Genomic DNA, 17,195 nt, shown 5'->3' with positions numbered 1-17,195 from the left:
GCCCAGCACGTAATCAGGTCACACGGGAGGGTCTATGGCCGGGCAGGGCATGCTCACCTTGGCAATCAAGGAAAAACCCGCGCTGTATGCGGCGTACATGCCGTTCGTGACCAACGGCGGGCTGTTCATCCCGACCGACAAGGCCTACAAGCTCGGGGATCAAGTCTTCCTGCTGCTGTCACTGCTGGAGGATTCGGACCGCCTGCCGACGCCCTGCACGGTGGTCTGGATCACCCCGCCACGGGCGCAGGGCAACCGCCTGCGCGGCATCGGCGTGCAGTTCAACAAGTCCGACAAGGGCGTGACTCATCGCCGCATCGAGGAGCACCTGGGCGGTATGCTGAACTCGGACCGCAAGACCCACACGTTCTAGCCGCCGGGCAAAGGCCAGGGTGTTCGGGCGGGCTTGCCGTTCGAGCCCGTCACCCGCCGCAGCTCGCCGCGTCCGGGTCCCCTTGTCGACCCGCATCCGCCACCCTCAGCGCACGCCTGCAGCCGCCTTCTCGCGGATAGCCTCGGCCACGCACTCCAGCGCGCGGTCGATCTGTTCCCGCGTCAGATAGAAGTGGGGTGCAAAGCGGATCCCGCCGCCGCGCAGGGCACACAGCACCCCGTACCCCTGAAGCCGGGCGTACAGCGCATCCAGATCGTCCACCGGTGGCCGGAAGGTGAGGATGCCGGCGCGCCGGCCGCGCGGTGTCAGGATGCGGCATCCCTGGCTGCGCAACCCGTCCTCCAGGTGCAGCCAGTGCTCGCGGATTTCGTGGTCGATGGTCTCGAGCCCGGTCTCCAGCAGCAGCGACAGGCTGGCGTGCAGGGCGTGAACCCCCAGCATGTTCGGGCTGCCCGGCTCGAACCGCCGGGCGCTGGTGGCTGGTTCGATGCCGGGGTTGGAGAAGTCACCGGCATGCGCCAGCATGTTCCAGCCGTATTCCTGCAGCTTCAGCTGCTCGCGCGCCTCCGGGTTCACGTAGAACACCCCGATCCCCTCCGGTGCCAGCATCCACTTGTGCGCATCCGCCATCACGAAATCGGCATGACAGCCGGGCGCATCAAAGGGCAGGGCGCCCAGGTGCTGGATCGCGTCGACGCAGAACAGGATGCTGCGCGCGCGCAGTTCAGCGCCCAGCGCCTGGATGTCGATGCGCATCCCGGAGTCGTAGCGTACCGCGCTGGTGGCGACCAGGCGCGTGTGCCCGTCGCAGGCGGCCAGAAGATCGCGTTCCGGCTCCGGACCAACCGGCACCTCGCGGGCCTCGATGCCGAAGCGCTCGGCCGCGGCCAGCCAGACCACGCGGTTGGACGGAAACTCGTGGACCGGGAACACGACGTTGTCGCCCGGGCGCCAGTCGAGGCCGAAGGCCACCATCGAAAGCGCCTCCGAGGTGTTCTTGACGAAGGCGATATCCTCGGCCGACGGGGCACCGATCAGCGCGCGGGCGAGCGCCCGGGTTGCATCGACATGCCGCAGCCACTGGAGGTAGTCGCGCGAACCATGGACGACGTTCGTATGGGCGAACTGGCAGACCGCCTCCTCGGTGCGTCGCGGCCATGGGCCGACGGCGGCATGGTTGAGATGGATAATCCCTTCCTGCGGAAATTCCGGGTGCATGCGATCCTCCTGGGCCGGGCCCGAAGGGTAACCCAGTCGGGCGGCCGGTAGAACACCGTGCGCGCGCCAGAGCCGCCGTGACCGGTGCCGCGTGTCAGGCGCTTGTTGTGATTCCCCGGGCAAGTTGTTAATTTGCCGGCTCCCTGAATACCCCGGGTCTGCGCCTCAATCCATGTCATCGGGTTTGGTGAACGGGCCCTCGCAGCGGCCGCATGGCCTCGTCCACCGCGCCTTCCGGCCTCCCGCAGGCGCTGCGCCGTTTTGCACCTTGCCAGTACAGGAGGGACGGATGAATTCCGTTGTCCAGTTCTATCGGGACCCCGAGCTCGGGGCCGTCGAGTCGCGCGAATTCCGGGTCTTCAATGACCGTTCGCTCGATCGTATTCCGGCGGTCGCGGCGCTGCCGGAGGCCATGCGGTTCGAAATGCGCGTGGTCGCCAGCGTGCTGCCGTTCCGGGTCAACGACTACGTGATCGAGGAACTGATCGACTGGGATCGCGTCCCCGACGACCCGATGTTCCAGCTGACCTTCCCGCAGCGGGAGATGCTGGAACCGGGGGCCTTCGAGCGTATGGCCGATCTCCACCGCAAGGGTGCATCACGTGGCGAGATCCAGGCCCTGGCGCGTGAACTGCGCGAGGACCTGAACCCGCATCCCGCCGGCCAGCTGGAACTCAACCGGCCCAGCGAGGAAGCCGGCGAGGTGATCACCGGGCTGCAGCACAAGTACCGCGAGACGGTCCTGTTCTTCCCCGGACAGGGGCAGACCTGCCACAGCTATTGCACCTTCTGCTTTCGCTGGGCCCAGTTTGTCGGAGACAAGGAACTGCGGATCGCCAGTACCGATGCCGGATTGCTGCACGACTACCTGCGCAGCCACACGGAGATCAGCGACCTGCTGATGACGGGCGGCGACCCGCTGGTGATGAAAACCAAGCACCTGAAGGCCTACCTGGAGGGATTGCTGGAGCCGGATCTGGCCCATGTCCAGACCGTCCGTATCGGCACCAAGGCCCTGACGTTCTGGCCCTATCGCTTTGTCACGGACAGTGACGCGGACGAGCTCCTGCATCTCCTGGAGCGACTCGCGGAGGCGGGGAAACACGTGGCGCTGATGGCCCATTACAACCATCCCCACGAGCTGCGTACCCCGATCGCGCGCGAGGCGATCCGCCGCGTCCGGGATACCGGCGCCGAGATTCGTGCCCAGGGTCCGTTGCTGCGGCACATCAACGATGACCCGGGCGCATGGGCGGATCTGTGGCGAGAAGAGGTCCGCCTGGGGATCATCCCGTACTACATGTTCGTCGAGCGCGACACCGGCGCCCGACGCTATTTCGAGGTGCCACTGGCCCGGGCCTGGGAGATCTATCGCGAGGCCATGCAGCAGGTTTCCGGACTGGGTCGCACCGCCCGGGGCCCCTCGATGAGCGCGGAACCCGGCAAGGTCGAGATCCAGGGCGTGGCGGAGATCCAGGGCGAGAAGGTATTCGTGCTGCGGTTTATTCAGGCGCGCAATCCCGACTGGGTACAGCGGCCCTTCTTCGCGCGCTATGACGACCAGGCCACCTGGCTGGACCAGTTGCAACCGGCCTTCGGCGAAGAGCGCTTCTTCTTCGAGGATGAGCTGGCCGCGATCAAGGCCGCATCCGGCGAGTAACCGCCCCCTGACAGCAAGAGCCCCATGGACAACGACACCCTGAAGCAGCGTGACCTGCGCGCCCTCTGGCATCCCTGTACCCAGATGAAGGACTACGGCGAGGAGGGGACCCTCCCGCTGCTTCCGATCCAGCGCGGGGAGGGCGTCTGGTTGTACGACTTCGACGGCAACCGCTACCTGGACGCGATCAGTTCCTGGTGGGTCAATCTCTTCGGTCATGCCAATCCGCGAATCGGCGATGCGGTCAAGGACCAGCTGGACCGGCTGGAGCACGTGATCCTTGCGGGCTGCACCCACGAACCGGTGGTCGAACTCTGCGAGCGCCTGATCGACATCACCCCGGACGGCCTGGAGCGGGTCTTCCTCGCGGACAATGGCAGCGCTGGGGTCGAGGTCGCGCTGAAGATGAGCTTCCATTATTGGCGCAACGTCGGCCGCCCGCGGAAGACCCGATTCATCCGGCTCTCCAACAGCTATCACGGCGAGACACTGGGGGCGCTTTCGGTCAGTGACGTGCCGCTGTACAGCGCCACCTACGAACCGCTGATGCTGGACGTAATCACTGTCCCGGCGCCCGACTGCTTCGAGCGCGAGGCGGGCGAGAGCTGTGCCGACGTCGCCCGGCGGCAGTTCGCTCACATGGAGGAAGCCCTGGCGGCACATGGCGACGAGGTGGCCGCGGTCATCATCGAGCCGCTGGTGCAATGCGCCGGCCATATGCGCATGTACGATCCGGAGTATTTGCGCCTGTTGCGCGCGGCCTGCGACCGCCACGGCGTGCACCTGATCGCCGACGAGATTGCCGTGGGCTTTGGCCGCACCGGCACCCTGTTCGCCTGCGAACAGGGGCCGATCACGCCCGATTTCCTGTGCCTGTCGAAGGGGCTGACCGCCGGCTATCTGCCCATGGCCGCGGTGCTCACCACGGACTCGATCTACCAGGCGTTCTACGACGATTACGAAAAGCTCAACATGTTCCTTCACTCGCATTCCTACACCGGGAATCCGCTGGCGTGCAGGGCGGCACTGGCGACACTCGACATCTTCCAGGCCGATCCGGTTATCGAGCAAAACCGTCAACTTGCCAAACATATCGCGAAACGACTGGAACCTCTGACGGCGCATCCGCACGTCGCCGACGTGCGCCAGCACGGCATGATCGCGGCGGTGGAACTGGTGCAGGACAAGGCGACCCGTACGCCATACCCGTGGCAGGAACGCCGCGGCCTGCACATCTATCGCCACGGACTGACGCGCGGTGCCTTGCTGCGACCGCTGGGGAACGTGAGCTACCTGATGCCGCCGTATGTCATCACCGAAGACCAGATCGACTTTCTGGTGGAGGTGATGACCGAGGGGATCGAGAAGGCCGTGCACGCGTGATCCGACGACAACGCGGGCACTTCGCCAGGGATTGAGGGCGAGCCTCGTGCCGTACGGCTGTACCCATAACGACGCATAATACATATTATGTTAAAACGGAGGTGAGCGACGGTTGGCGGGTTTCAGGTCAGTCGCCGGTATCTCCCCCGGTCTTGCCCCTCTCTTGCCCCTCTCTTGCCCGTCCGGGCCCGAATCCGGCCTTGGCCGGGCTCCGGCGGTTCTCAGGAAAGACTGCTGATCACGTGGGTCAGGATCTGTTTGACCCGCGTCATGCCCACATCCAGATTGGCCGCGATGTCGTCCATGGTGATCTCGCCCTCGGCCCGGCCGGCGGCCCAGTTGGCGATCACGGCGCAGCAGGCGTAGTTGAGGCCCAGTTCGCGCGCCAGGGCCGCCTCGGGCATGCCGGTCATGCCGACCAGGTCGCAGCCGTCGCGTTCCAGTCGGTCGATCTCCGCGGCCGTCTCCAGGCGTGGCCCCTGAGTCGCGCCGTACGTCCCGTGCTCCACCGCCTCGATCCCGAGCTCGTCGATCGCCCGGATCAGGGTCTGGCGAACCGCCTCGTTGTACGGCCAGGTCATGTCGATATGGGTGACCTCTTCCAGGTCGCCGCCTTCGAAAAACGTGTTCGCGCGTGACCAGGTGTAGTCGATGATCTGGTCCGGGATCGCGACCACCCCCGGCTTCATCTCCTCGGTGATCCCACCGACCGCGGCGACGGCGACCACGTTGTCGATACCGGCGTTGTGCAGTGCCCAGATATTGGCCCGGTAGTTCACCTGGTGTGGCGGGATGGTGTGGCGCGCCCCGTGGCGCGGCAGGAACACGATCTCGATGTCGTTCAGCCGGCCAAAAACCAGCGGGCCGGAGGGCTCCCCATAGGGCGTGTGCATCACCTGGCGTCGGGTGATCTGCAGGTCTTTCAGTCGGGTCAGACCGGTGCCGCCGATGACGGCGATGCGGGGTGCGGACATTAATCAGTGCTTCCCTAGTGGTCGGCCACGGCGAAGATGCCGGGCGCGTTGCGCAGGTAGTCCTGGTAGTCCATACCGTACCCGAACAGGTAGCGGTTGGGCGCCTCCAGGGCCGCGTAGTCGACGGTGATCGCCGGATCCCGGTCGGGGTTGTGCTTGTCGACCAGGACGATGGAGATGACCTGCCGAGCGCCCTGCTCTTCGCAGAAGGTCTTGATGCCTTCCAGCGTAATGCCGCCGTCGAGGATGTCGTCGACGATCACGACGGTACGGTCCTGCAGGGCCGCCTGGGGACGCGCAAGCCAGTGCAGCTGGTCGCCGCCGCGGGTGCCGCCGCGATACCGCGTGGCATGCAGGTAGTCGACCTGCATCGGGAACGACCAGCGCGTCAGCAGCCCGCCCATCAGCACCACACCCCCGTTCATCACGCCCATCACCAGCGGATTGCGGTCCTTCAGCGCGACCGCCGTGCGTTCGGCCAGACGGTCGATCGCGGTCTCGACGGCGTCACGACTGAAGAGACAGTCGGCATCGCGCAGCGTGGCTCGCGCCTGTTCCGGGCTCATGGCATGTCCTGGGGGTGTCGGTGCGGGAAATCATGTCCGAGCATCCGGAGCGAGGCAAGCTCGCAAATTCCGGACCCCGGAAACGCAACCGGCCGGCACAAGGGCCGGCCGGCTGGCAGACGAAGGTCGAGGACCTTAGTAGGTGAAGGTCACCGTGTCGTCGTCCATCGCTTCGGAGATCACGTAGGCGCCGCCCACGGTTTCCTCGATTTCCGGGATCAGGTCGTTGCCCCACAGATCCAGGGTCGGGGTGCAGACCTTCATCACGACGCCGGCCTCGTGGGCATCCTTCATGAAGTCGTAGACGCTCTTGCTGGAGCCTTCCTGCACGAACAGGTTTTCGGCCACGCCCTTCTTGGCGAGTTCGCCGGCACGACCGGTCATCACGACTTCAACGTCGTATTCCATCGCGGCGGCGACAGTGGCCTGGAAGAACGGGGCACCCAGTTCGGAAGCGTTGCTCGGGTCGGTGTTGACCATGACGATCAGGAGCTTGTCGGCCATTTTGGATCTCCAACTTCAGTGGTGAGTGTGAATATTACTAGCTGCTCAATCGCAGACCGGTGGCGCATTATAGGCGCCTCGACGCGCGGGCGCCAATGCGCCGCCCGGCACGGTTCAGGCGGTGGCGAGCTGGCTTGCGCGGAGCCAGCGATCGAGCTGCGCGCGAAGCGCCGGGAGGCGGTTTGGATCGGCATCGACGGGCCGTGCGCGCAGGCGTTCCAGGCGGCGCGCCGACTCGGCGGACAGGGGCTGATCCTCCTGGGCCTCCAGGATCCGGTCGGCCTGTTCCGGCTCGTTGCAGATCAGCACCATGTCGCAGCCGGCGGCGCGTGCGGCGGCCGCCCGTTCCGCGGGGTCGCCGATCCCCTCGGCGCCGGCCATCGCCAGGTCATCGCTGAGGATGGCGCCGCGATAGCGCAGTTCGCGGCGGAGGATGTCCTGCAGCCAGACACGCGAGAATCCGGCGGGATAGCCGTCGACCTGAGGGTACAGGACGTGCGCCGGCATGATCCCCTCGAGATCTCCAAGCACGGGCCGGAAGGCCTCGAGATCCTGATTCTCGATTTCGGACAGGGGGCGATCATCCACCGGCAGCGCGACATGGGAATCCGCCTTCACGGCACCGTGCCCCGGGAAGTGCTTGCCGACCGCGGCCATGCCGGCGGCAGCCAGGCCCCGGATCAGTTCGCCGGCGAGGCGTGCGATCACGTCCGGGTCGTAATGAAACGCCCGGTCGCCGATGACGTCGCTGATCTCCAGATCGCGGTCGAGGACGGGCGTGAAACTGAAATCGATATCCAGTGCGCGCAGTTCCCGCGCGAGCAGCTCGCCGGTCGCATGCGCCAGTTCACAGGCCTTGTTGCGGTCGTAGTCGTAGACGTGGCCCAGCTGGCGCATGGGCGGGATCGCGGTGAAACCCTCGCGCAGGCGCTGCACGCGCCCGCCTTCCTGATCCACGGCGATCAGGATGCCGGGGCGCTCGGCGCGGATCGCGGCGACCAGCGCCTGGGCCTGCGCCGGCGTGCCGGCATTGCGGGCAAACAGGATCACCCCGCCGGTGGCGGGATGTCGCAGGCGTTCGCGATCTTCCGGGGTGAGTTCGATTCCGGTGACGTCGAGCATCACCGGACCCAGGGGCAAGGGGGCGTTCTGGGACATCACTCAAGGCTCGAATCGGCGCTCCCGCGGGAGCCATCTTTTCAGGATAGCGAGGCTTCGGGGAGAAAGGCGAGTGCCTTGAGCTTCTCGATGCGATCGCGGATGCGGGCCGCCTCCTCGAATTCGAGGTCGCGCGCCTTGGCGAACATCTCCTGTTCGAGGCGCTCGATCTCCTTCGCCGCGTTCTCCGGCGCCCCCAGATAATCAGCGCCCTCCTCCGCGACCTTCCGCCCGCGGCGGCCGCCGGAACCGGGCGTGGCGTTGCGCGCCTCGAGGATGTCCGCGATGTTCTTGCGGATGCCCTGGGGCGTGATGCCGTGGGCCTCGTTGTGCTCGATCTGCCTGGCCCGGCGGCGCTCGGTCTCGTCGATCGCACGTTGCATGGAGCCGGTGATCTTGTCGGCGTAAAGGATGGCCTTGCCGTTCACGTTGCGCGCGGCGCGCCCGATGGTCTGGATCAGCGAGCGGTCGGAGCGCAGGAAGCCCTCCTTGTCCGCGTCCAGGATCGCCACCAGGGAGACCTCGGGCATATCCAGCCCCTCGCGCAGCAGGTTGATCCCGACCAGGACGTCGAACTCCCCCAGTCGCAGGTCGCGGATGATCTCCATGCGTTCCACCGTGTCGATATCCGAGTGCAGATAGCGCACGCGCACGCCGTGTTCGGTGAGGTAATCCGTCAGGTCCTCGGCCATGCGCTTGGTCAGGGTGGTGATCAGCACCCGTTCGTCGCGTTCGACGCGATCGCGCACCTCCGAGAGGACGTCGTCCACCTGCGTACCGGCCGGACGGACCTCCAGTTCCGGGTCCAGCAGCCCGGTCGGGCGGACCACCTGGTCGACAATCGCCCCGGCATGTTCGCGCTCGTACGGACCCGGGGTGGCCGAGACGTAGATGGTCTGCGGCATCAGGTCCTCGAACTCCTCGAAGCGCAGCGGACGGTTGTCCAGGGCCGATGGCAGGCGGAAGCCGTATTCCACCAGGGTCTCCTTGCGCGAGCGGTCGCCCTTGTACATCCCGCCGACCTGGGGCACCGAGACATGGGATTCGTCGATGACCAGCAGCGCATCCTTCGGCAGGTAGTCGAAAAAGGTCGGCGGCGGCTCGCCCGGGGCGCGTCCGGAGAGGTAGCGCGAGTAGTTTTCGATCCCGTTGCAGTACCCGATCTCCAGGATCATCTCCAGGTCGAACAGCGTGCGCTGTTCCAGACGCTGAGCCTCGACCAGCCGATCCTCCTTGCGCAGGAAGTCCAGACGCTCCTTGAGTTCGTCGCGGATGTGGTCCACGGCCTCCAGCAGGGTCTCGCGCGGGGTCACGTAGTGCGTCTTGGGGTAGATCGTCAGACGCGGCACCGTGCGCAGCTGTTCGCCGGTCAGCGGGTCGAAGTACGACAGCCGCTCCACCTCGTCGTCGAACAGCTCGATACGCACCGCCTCGCTGTCGGATTCCGCCGGGTGGATGTCGATCACCTCGCCGCGTACGCGGTAGGTGGCGCGGCGCAGTTCGGTGTCGTTGCGGGTGTACTGCAGTTCCGCCAGGCGGCGCAGCAGGTCGCGCTGGTCGATCCGGTCGCCGCGCTCGACGTGCAGCACCATCGACAGATACTTGCGCGGGTCGCCCAGGCCGTAGATGGCCGACACCGAGGCCACGATGATTGCGTCGCGCCGCTCCAGCAGCGCACGGGTGGCGGACAGGCGCATCTGCTCGATGTGATCGTTGATCGAGGCGTCCTTCTCGATGTAGGTGTCCGACGACGGGACGTAGGCCTCCGGCTGGTAGTAGTCGTAGTAGGAAACGAAGTACTCCACCGTGTTGTGCGGGAAGAACTCCTTGAATTCCCCGTACAACTGCGCCGCAAGCGTCTTGTTGGGTGCCAGGATGATGGTGGGGCGCTGTACCTGCTCGATCACGTTGGCGATGGTGAAGGTCTTGCCCGATCCGGTTACGCCGAGCAGCACCTGGTGCGCGAGGCCGGCCTCCAGCCCTTCGGTCAGCGCGCGGATCGCCGTCGGCTGATCGCCCGCCGGCTGATACTCCGATACGACCTTGAATTGTTCGCCTTCGCCTGGCTGCACCTTATCCTCCGCGCCTGATTTCAGTATCATTTCGCCCCGACCGCTCGCGCGGCCCATCGACCCGATCACACAGAGGCCTACCCCTTGGATATCGAGCTTTCCGACCGCGTCCAGCGCATCCAGCCCTCCCCCACTCTCGCCGTCAGCGCGCTGGCCGCTCAGCTTCGCGCGGAGGGGCGGGACATCGTCGGGCTGGGGGCCGGAGAACCGGATTTCGATACCCCCGAGCATATCAAGCAGGCGGCGGTGGACGCGCTTGCCCGCGGAGAAACCAAGTACACTCCGGTGGACGGTACGGCCAGCCTCAAGGCGGCCATCATCCGCAAGTTCGATCGCGACAACGGCCTGACGTTCACCCCTGACCAGATTCTGGTGTCCTCCGGTGGCAAGCAGAGCATCTTCAATCTCTGCCAGGCCCTGCTGAATCCCGGGGACGAGGTCGTGATCCCGGCCCCCTACTGGGTGTCCTACCCGGATATCGCCCTGCTGGCCGGGGCGCGCCCGGTGATCGTCAGCGCCGAGCAGGACGCCGGCTTCCGCATCACCGGGGAACAGCTGGAGGCCGCGATCACCCCGAACACCCGCCTGGTGTTCCTGAACAGCCCGTCCAATCCCACGGGCGCGGCGTATTCGGCCGCCGAGTTGACCGAACTGGCCGAGGTGCTGCGGCGTCACCCCCGTGTGGTCATTGCCACGGATGACATGTACGAACATATCCGGTTTGGCTCGGCCCCGTTCGTGAACATCGTCAACGTCGCCCCGGATCTGCTCGAGCGCACCGTGGTGCTGAATGGCGTATCCAAGGCCTATGCGATGACCGGCTGGCGCATCGGCTACGCCGGTGGTCCGAAGAACCTGATCGCGGCGATGAAGAAGATCCAGTCGCAAAGCACCTCCAATCCGACCTCCATTGCCCAGGCCGGCGCCGAGGCCGCACTCAACGGCGACCAGGGCTGCGTGGTGGCCATGTGTTCGGCCTTCGCCGAGCGCGCTCGCCACGTCGTGGACGGCCTCAATGCCATCGACGGGATCGACTGCCTCATGCCGGACGGCACCTTCTACTGCTTCCCTCGCGTCACCGGCCTGATGGCGGCAGCCGATATCGACACCGACGTCGCCCTGACCAAGCAGCTGCTGGACGAGGTGGGCGTGGCCCTGGTTCCGGGGAGCGCCTTCGGCGCGCCGGGACATGTGCGTGTCTCGTTCGCCACCAGCGTGGACCAGCTCGACAAGGCCCTGGAGCGCCTGCGCGAGTTCGTGGCGCGCCACCACTGACGCCGGGTACGGCGGCGAAACGCGTCGGGCGGCCAGATTTTCCTTGACGCCCCCGCCCCGCCCGATTAGGATTTGCGCCCAATTCCCCGGTAGCTCAGTCGGTAGAGCGGGTGACTGTTAATCACTAGGTCGGCGGTTCGAGCCCGTCCCGGGGAGCCAGACAAAGAAAAAGCCAGGTCACCATGACCTGGCTTTTTTCGTTTGGGGGGTTACGGTCCCGTTACCCTACTCCGGCTCGTGCTCGAGGGGCTCCAGCGACTGCAGGTAGACGGCAATCGCGCGGCGGTCTTCGTCGGTCAGATGAGCGGTGCCGTGGTCGATCACGTCGGCCATGGCGCCGCCGGCAAAGTCGCCGTCGCGGGTCAAGCCCATCTCCAGGTAGCGGGCGATATGGCGTTCGCCCCAGCGTCCGATGCCGGTCTCGCGATCCGGGGTGATGTTCGAGGCGACATCCCCGTCCGGCAGGCGGGCCCCGGCGCCCAGACGCTCCAGGTCGAGACCGCCGGTCCGAGTGCGCGGGGTGTGGCACTCCATGCAGTGGCCGAGGGCCAGGGTCAGGTAGGCGCCGCGGTTCCACGGCTCCGATTCGTCCGGGTCGGGTTCGAAGGCCCCCGGCTCGAAATGCAGCCACTTCCAGCCCATCAGGGACGGCCGGAACCGCGCGTACCAGACCAGATCGTGCGGCGTGTTCTCCCGCGCCACAGGCTCGACCTCGGCCTGCAGGAAGGCCCACAAGGCCTCGATGTCCTCGTCCTTCATGCGGGTGTAGGAGGTAAACGGAAACGCGGGATAGTAATGCCGTCCGTCCGGCCCGCGGCCCTGCTGGAGCGCGCGCTTGAAGTCGTCCTCGGACCATCCGCCGATGCCGTGTTCCGGATCCGGCGTGATGTTGGGCCCGTAGAACACGCCAAAGGGGCTCTCGATGGGGCGCCCGCCGGCCAGGAATTCGCCGTCTTCCGCCGTGTGGCAGGTGACACAGCCCCCGGCCCGCAGGACGTACTCGCCATAGGCGATGCGATCCTCCGCGTCCGCCTCGGGCTCCAGCTCACCGATCGAGGTGTCCGCCTGTATGGGGGCGGACCCGATCAGGCCGGCAAGACAGAGGGCCGGCAGCCAGGCTGTCGGCCCTCGTTTGGTACCCGCCATTGCCACCGATCAGTCGCGGCGGAAGTCGTCGTGGCAGGCCTGACAGGACTGCCCGAGGTTGCGGAAGCGAATGGCGTATTCGTCTTCGTTGCCCGCCTCCACGGCGGCATGGAGCGCCTCGGCGGCCTCGCGGGTGTCGTTGGAGAGTTCCTCGAAGCGCTCCCAGTCATCCCAGATCTCTTCCTTGGCATCGGTATCCGGGAAGTCGCTGCCCTCGGGGAACAGGCTGGGGATATCCTGACTGAGCGCCACCAGCTGGCTGGTGTGCATCTCGAGGTTGTCCCCGAAATCGGCTCCATCCACGACCACGGCGGCGATGGCCCCGACGTTCCCGCCGATCGCGCGCATCACGCCCTGACGGTAGTCGATCGTCGCCTCGTGTTCGTCAAAGGCGTGGACGGTGCTGCCAGCGCTCAACCCGAGGGTCAGTGCGGCGGCCACGGCCGAAGCGGTGACAAGACGTGCGGCATTCTTCATGGTGCTTCCTCCCTGTAACGAAAAGAATCTCGCCCGTGGCGGGCGAGCCGAAGCCTGAACGCTACCCGAGAACTGTAGACGACCCGCCGGCCGCCTTGCCACGGGGCGAAGGGTCCCGCGAAAACTCGCCAGACCTGCCCCATTGACCCTGCTCCGCGCGCGGGGTTCCCGGAGGCCCGTTACAATCGCCCGGCACCCAGTCGTCTGGTACCCACATGCACGAATACACCCTCCCACCCGCCGACGCGACCGCCTTGCGCGAGGCCGTCATCCGCGCCGGCCTGGAGACCAACCGCCGCGGCCTCAATCAGGGCACGTCGGGCAACATCAGTGTGCGCCTGGGCGATGGCATGCTGATCACGCCATCCGGTGTGCCCTACGAGGCCCTGCGTCCGGAGGACCTGGTGTACGTGGATGCCGCCGGGCGCTGGAACCCGCAGCGCAAGCCCTCCAGCGAGTGGCACTTCCACCGCGCGATCCTGCAGGCCCGCCCGGAGCTGGGCGCGGTTGTCCACGTGCACTCCGTGTACGCCAGCGTGGTGGCCATCCAGGGACGCGACATCCCTGCCCTGCACTACATGATTGCGGCGGCGGGCGGGAACTCCATTCGCTGCGCGCCGTATGCGACCTTCGGTACGGAGGCGCTTTCGCGCCTGGCGGTTGAGGCCCTCGAGGACCGTACTGCCTGTCTACTCGCCAACCACGGCATGATCGCCACCGGACCGGACCTTGAGCGGGCCCTGTGGCTCACCGAGGAAGTCGAGCTGCTGGCGCGCCAGTATGTCCTGAGTCTGCAGATCGGCGGGCCCACGCTGCTGGATGACGCGGAGATGGACCGGGTGCTGGAGAAGTTCCGCCACTACGGGCCCCAGCGCGACGCGCCACAATAGTCGCCAGAATGGTTCAGAGCCCCGGCACCGCTTCGTCCGCCTCCGGCAACGGCGCCGAGCGCGGGGCGAAGTCGATCCGCTCGCGGGTTTCCAGGTAATGACGCAGCGCCCAGCTTACGGACGGGAACGCACGTTCCTCCAGCGGCGGCAAGGCGTCGAACGGGAACAGCTTCACCTCTTCGGACTCCGGGCCGGGGGCGATCGTGTCGCTCAGCAGGCGCGCCCGGTAGATCATCTGCACATGCCCGACGTGCGGCACGCTGTACACCCCCAGCAACTGATCGACTTCCAGCTCCGCGCGGGCCTCCTCCCAGGCCTCGCGGCGGGCGCCCTCACCCGGGCTCTCGCCCTTTTCCATGAAACCGGCCGGCAGGGTCCAGTAACCACGGCGGGGCTCGATCGCCCGGCGACATAGCAGGACGCGATCCTCCCATATGGCCACGCTCCCGACGATGATTCGCGGGTTCTCGTAGTCCACGAAGCCACAATGGTCACAGACGCGGCGCTCGCGATCATCGTCCTGCGGGACTTCGTTGTGGAAACGTGGACTCAGGCCGGTCGGGTTACGATTCATGGCGGTTCCGTGAGGGCGTGTCAGGAGCTGCAAACAGGTAAACCGGCGCGGCGTGCCCTGAACATGCAACGCCGGTGGCGGTCCACAATAGAAAAGGCGCACCGACGCAGTACAGAGGGGATCATGACCACACGCACACGCTTTACCGTCGGTGAACTGGTTCACCATACCAAGTTCGATTACCGCGGTGTGATCGTCGATGTGGACCCGGTATACGCCGGTTCCGATGAATGGTACGAGACGGTGGCCAGGAGTCGTCCGCCGAAGGATCAGCCGTGGTATCACGTACTGGTGGATGGCTATTCGCACAGCACCTACGTGGCCGAACGCCACCTGGAACCGGATCCGCGCGGGGAGCAGATCGAGCATCCGGCCCTCGGGCAGTTCTTTGACCGGTTCATGAATGGACGCTATTCGCGCCAAGGGGACCCCGGCGCCCATTGATCGCGGCCGCCGCCTCTTGGGGCCACCCCGTTCAACCCAATACGACAGGGACGCATATGGCACAGGACAACCGGCGCAGTCGCGTCGTCACCGAAGGCCCCCGCCGGACGCCGAATCGCGCGATGCTGCGCGCGGTCGGTTTCGGAGATGACGATTTCCGGCGCCCGATCGTGGGGATCGCCAACGCCCACAGCACCATCACCCCCTGCAATATGGGGATCGGCGCCCTCGCCGCCCGCGCCGAGCAGGCGGTGCGTCAGGCCGGGGGCATGCCCCAGACCTTCGGCACGATCACCATCTCCGACGGCATCTCGATGGGCACCCCCGGGATGAAGTACTCCCTGGTCTCGCGCGAGGTCATCGCGGACGCCATCGAGACCGTCGTCAATGGCCAGAGCCTGGACGGCATCCTGGCCACCGGTGGCTGCGACAAGAACATGCCCGGAGCGATGATCGCGCTGGCCCGGCTCAATGTGCCCGGGATCTTCGTCTACGGCGGCACGATCAAGCCGGGGCACTACAAGAACCAGGACCTGACCATTGTCAGCGCCTTCGAGGCCGTGGGACAGCATGGGGCTGGCAAGCTGTCCGACGAGGATCTGCTGGGCGTGGAGAAGAACGCCTGCCCCGGCGCCGGTTCCTGTGGCGGCATGTTTACCGCCAACACCATGTCCAGCGCCTTCGAGGCCATGGGGATGAGCCTGCCCGGGTCCTCCACCCAGGCGGCGGAGGACCCGGAAAAGGGCGATTCCGCGGCGCGTTCGGCGGAGGTCCTGCTGGACGCAATCCACGCCAACCGCCGGCCACGCGACATTCTGACCCGCGAGGCCTTCGAGAATGCCCTCGCCGTGGTCATGGCGCTGGGCGGTTCCACCAATGCCGTACTCCATCTGCTGGCGATCGCGCACGCGGCGGAGGTGCCGCTGGACATCGACGATGTCGAGCGGGTTCGACGCAAGGTCCCGGTCCTGTGCGACCTGAAGCCTTCCGGGCGCTATGTCACCACCCAGTTCCATGCAGTGGGCGGGACACCCCAGGTCATGAAGATGCTGCTGGATGCCGGGTGGTTGCACGGCGACTGCCTGACCATCACCGGCGCGACGCTGGCCGAGACCCTGCGCGATATCCCTCCGACTCCCCCGGAGGACCAGGACATCATTCGCCCCCTCGACCGGCCGCTGTATCCACACGGGCACCTGGCCATCCTCAAGGGGAATCTGGCCGCCGAGGGCGCCGTGGCCAAGATCACTGGTCTCAAGCGGACCGCGATCTCGGGCCCCGCGCGCTGCTTTGATTCCGAGGAAGAATGCCTGGACGCGATCCTGGCCGGACGGATCCAGGCGGGGGATATCCTGGTCATCCGCTACGAGGGCCCGCGCGGCGGGCCCGGCATGCGCGAGATGCTGGCCCCCACCGCAGCCATTATCGGGGCTGGTCTGGGCGATGCGGTCGGCCTGATTACCGATGGTCGCTTCTCCGGCGGCACCTACGGGATGGTGGTTGGCCATGTCGCGCCGGAGGCCGCCGTCGGCGGCACGATCGCGCTGGTCCAGGACGGCGACGTCATCGAGATTGATGCCAGCGAGAACCGCCTGGCCCTGCAGGTCGATGACACCGAGCTGGAGCGTCGGCGCGCCCGCTGGACGACCCCCGCCCCGCGCTTTGATCGCGGGGTGCTGGGCAAGTATGCCCGGCTGGTGGGTTCGGCGAGCCGAGGCGCCGTGACCGACGACTTCAGCGGCACCTGACGCCCGCCCGCGCCCATGACGCATCCGGATCCGCGGCACCCCGATTTCAGCATGCTGCCGCCGGTGATCGGCTTCCTGCTGATCACCAACGTCGCTCTGTTTCTCGCGATGCCCTGGCTGGGCGACTGGCTCGTCAACCATTTCGGGCTCTGGCCCGTCGGCACCCCGGCCACTATCCACCAGGACGGCACTTGGATGCGGGTTCCGGACTTCCAGTTATGGCAGCTGGTGACCTACGGCTTCCTGCACGGCGGCCCGATTCACCTGTTCGTGAACCTGTTTGCCGTGTGGATGCTGGGCGTGCAGATCGAGAATGCCTGGGGCTCGCGCACCTTCGCCGTGTATTTCCTGGTCTGCGTGATCGGGGCCGGGCTGGTGCAGCTGTTCGTGACCGCCTACGGCAACGGCGACATGATCTATCCGACCATCGGCGCGTCGGGGGGCGTATTCGGGGTTCTGCTGGCGTTCGGGATGATGTTCCCCAACCAGCGCCTGTTCCTGATCTTCCTGCCGATTCCGATCAAGGCGAAGTATTTCGTCATCGGCTACGGGGCGCTGGAACTGTACCTGGGAATCTCGGGCACCCTCGCCGGCATCGCCCACTTCGCCCACCTGGGCGGCATGGCCTTCGGCTTCTTGCTGATCCAGTACTGGCGCGGCCGCCTGCCCATCCGGCCGCGCCAGCGCCGTTTCTGGTGGTAGCGGCCCGGGT

General features: G+C 66.5%; 17 protein-coding genes and 1 tRNA gene. 9 read left to right on the top strand and 9 right to left on the bottom strand.

All coding sequences use genetic code 11. The features are described from left to right. The first annotated feature begins 34 nt into the window (after positions 1 to 34). Positions 35 to 373, top strand: coding sequence for a PilZ domain-containing protein (locus D103_RS0101050; RefSeq protein ID WP_017941553.1), 339 nt, complete (start codon positions 35 to 37; stop codon positions 371 to 373). Between the two features lie 105 nt (positions 374 to 478). Here the strand turns inward: D103_RS0101050 and D103_RS0101045 are convergent, their stop codons facing one another. After that, positions 479 to 1,612: an aminotransferase class V-fold PLP-dependent enzyme gene (locus D103_RS0101045; protein WP_018875480.1), complete on the bottom strand. Its 1,134-nt coding sequence runs from the start codon at positions 1,610 to 1,612 to the stop codon at positions 479 to 481. A gap of 289 nt (positions 1,613 to 1,901) precedes the next feature. Between D103_RS0101045 and D103_RS0101040 the strand changes: the two genes are divergently transcribed. Continuing rightward, positions 1,902 to 3,272, top strand: a complete 1,371-nt coding sequence (locus D103_RS0101040; RefSeq protein ID WP_018875479.1) for a KamA family radical SAM protein — start codon at positions 1,902 to 1,904, stop codon at positions 3,270 to 3,272. A gap of 24 nt (positions 3,273 to 3,296) precedes the next feature. After that, a complete protein-coding gene (locus D103_RS0101035) occupies positions 3,297 to 4,655 on the top strand; it encodes an adenosylmethionine--8-amino-7-oxononanoate transaminase (RefSeq protein WP_018866318.1) in 1,359 nt (452 codons plus the stop codon). Between the two features lie 221 nt (positions 4,656 to 4,876). Here the strand turns inward: D103_RS0101035 and D103_RS0101030 are convergent, their stop codons facing one another. From D103_RS0101030 to uvrB, 5 genes are all read right to left on the bottom strand, one after another. Further along, positions 4,877 to 5,629: an S-methyl-5'-thioinosine phosphorylase gene (locus D103_RS0101030; protein WP_018875478.1), complete on the bottom strand. Its 753-nt coding sequence runs from the start codon at positions 5,627 to 5,629 to the stop codon at positions 4,877 to 4,879. A 14-nt stretch (positions 5,630 to 5,643) separates the two neighbouring features. Further along, the gene (locus D103_RS0101025) at positions 5,644 to 6,195 is read right to left on the bottom strand and encodes a hypoxanthine-guanine phosphoribosyltransferase (protein WP_018866316.1); all 552 of its coding nucleotides are present in this window, start codon (positions 6,193 to 6,195) and stop codon (positions 5,644 to 5,646) included. Positions 6,196 to 6,330: 135 nt separating this feature from the next. After that, positions 6,331 to 6,699: a DsrE family protein gene (locus D103_RS0101020; RefSeq protein WP_018866315.1), complete on the bottom strand. Its 369-nt coding sequence runs from the start codon at positions 6,697 to 6,699 to the stop codon at positions 6,331 to 6,333. Positions 6,700 to 6,813: 114 nt separating this feature from the next. Next, on the bottom strand, positions 6,814 to 7,857 hold the full coding sequence (gene nagZ, locus D103_RS0101015) for a beta-N-acetylhexosaminidase (RefSeq protein ID WP_018875477.1): 1,044 nt from the start codon (positions 7,855 to 7,857) through the stop codon (positions 6,814 to 6,816). A gap of 41 nt (positions 7,858 to 7,898) precedes the next feature. Continuing rightward, positions 7,899 to 9,929 carry an excinuclease ABC subunit UvrB gene (uvrB, locus tag D103_RS0101010; RefSeq protein WP_026280217.1) on the bottom strand — a complete coding sequence of 677 codons (2,031 nt, stop codon included), beginning with the start codon at positions 9,927 to 9,929 and terminating at the stop codon, positions 7,899 to 7,901. An 84-nt stretch (positions 9,930 to 10,013) separates the two neighbouring features. Between uvrB and D103_RS0101005 the strand changes: the two genes are divergently transcribed. Next, positions 10,014 to 11,204, top strand: a complete 1,191-nt coding sequence (locus D103_RS0101005) for a pyridoxal phosphate-dependent aminotransferase (RefSeq protein ID WP_018875475.1) — start codon at positions 10,014 to 10,016, stop codon at positions 11,202 to 11,204. An 83-nt stretch (positions 11,205 to 11,287) separates the two neighbouring features. After that, a tRNA-Asn gene (locus D103_RS0101000) sits at positions 11,288 to 11,363 on the top strand. 66 nt (positions 11,364 to 11,429) lie between these two features. Here D103_RS0101000 and D103_RS0100995 read toward each other — a convergent pair. Continuing rightward, complete coding sequence (locus D103_RS0100995; protein ID WP_018875474.1) at positions 11,430 to 12,350, bottom strand: cytochrome c; 921 nt, start codon at positions 12,348 to 12,350, stop codon at positions 11,430 to 11,432. A 9-nt stretch (positions 12,351 to 12,359) separates the two neighbouring features. Beyond that, positions 12,360 to 12,827, bottom strand: a complete 468-nt coding sequence (locus D103_RS0100990; RefSeq protein WP_018866310.1) for a cytochrome c — start codon at positions 12,825 to 12,827, stop codon at positions 12,360 to 12,362. Positions 12,828 to 13,042: 215 nt separating this feature from the next. Between D103_RS0100990 and D103_RS0100985 the strand changes: the two genes are divergently transcribed. Next, the gene (locus tag D103_RS0100985) at positions 13,043 to 13,717 is read left to right on the top strand and encodes a class II aldolase/adducin family protein (protein ID WP_018875473.1); all 675 of its coding nucleotides are present in this window, start codon (positions 13,043 to 13,045) and stop codon (positions 13,715 to 13,717) included. 13 nt (positions 13,718 to 13,730) lie between these two features. Here the strand turns inward: D103_RS0100985 and D103_RS0100980 are convergent, their stop codons facing one another. Continuing rightward, positions 13,731 to 14,291 carry an NUDIX domain-containing protein gene (locus tag D103_RS0100980; RefSeq protein WP_018875472.1) on the bottom strand — a complete coding sequence of 187 codons (561 nt, stop codon included), beginning with the start codon at positions 14,289 to 14,291 and terminating at the stop codon, positions 13,731 to 13,733. A 123-nt stretch (positions 14,292 to 14,414) separates the two neighbouring features. On the opposite strand from D103_RS0100980, the gene hspQ reads away from it, so the two are divergent. The 3 genes from hspQ to D103_RS0100965 are packed head-to-tail and all read left to right on the top strand — an operon-like array spanning position 14,415 to position 17,185. Beyond that, positions 14,415 to 14,735 (top strand): heat shock protein HspQ, encoded by a 321-nt coding sequence (gene hspQ / locus D103_RS0100975; RefSeq protein ID WP_018875471.1) that lies wholly within the window; start codon positions 14,415 to 14,417, stop codon positions 14,733 to 14,735. Between the two features lie 56 nt (positions 14,736 to 14,791). After that, on the top strand, positions 14,792 to 16,483 hold the full coding sequence (gene ilvD, locus D103_RS0100970) for a dihydroxy-acid dehydratase (RefSeq protein WP_018875470.1): 1,692 nt from the start codon (positions 14,792 to 14,794) through the stop codon (positions 16,481 to 16,483). Between the two features lie 15 nt (positions 16,484 to 16,498). Further along, on the top strand, positions 16,499 to 17,185 hold the full coding sequence (locus tag D103_RS0100965; protein ID WP_018875469.1) for a rhomboid family intramembrane serine protease: 687 nt from the start codon (positions 16,499 to 16,501) through the stop codon (positions 17,183 to 17,185). Positions 17,186 to 17,195 lie beyond the last annotated feature (10 nt).

The sequence above is a fragment of the Thioalkalivibrio sp. ALE31 genome (assembly GCF_000377405.1).
GTDB lineage: Bacteria > Pseudomonadota > Gammaproteobacteria > Ectothiorhodospirales > Ectothiorhodospiraceae > Thioalkalivibrio.
This window is presented reverse-complemented; position numbering and strand designations above follow the sequence as displayed.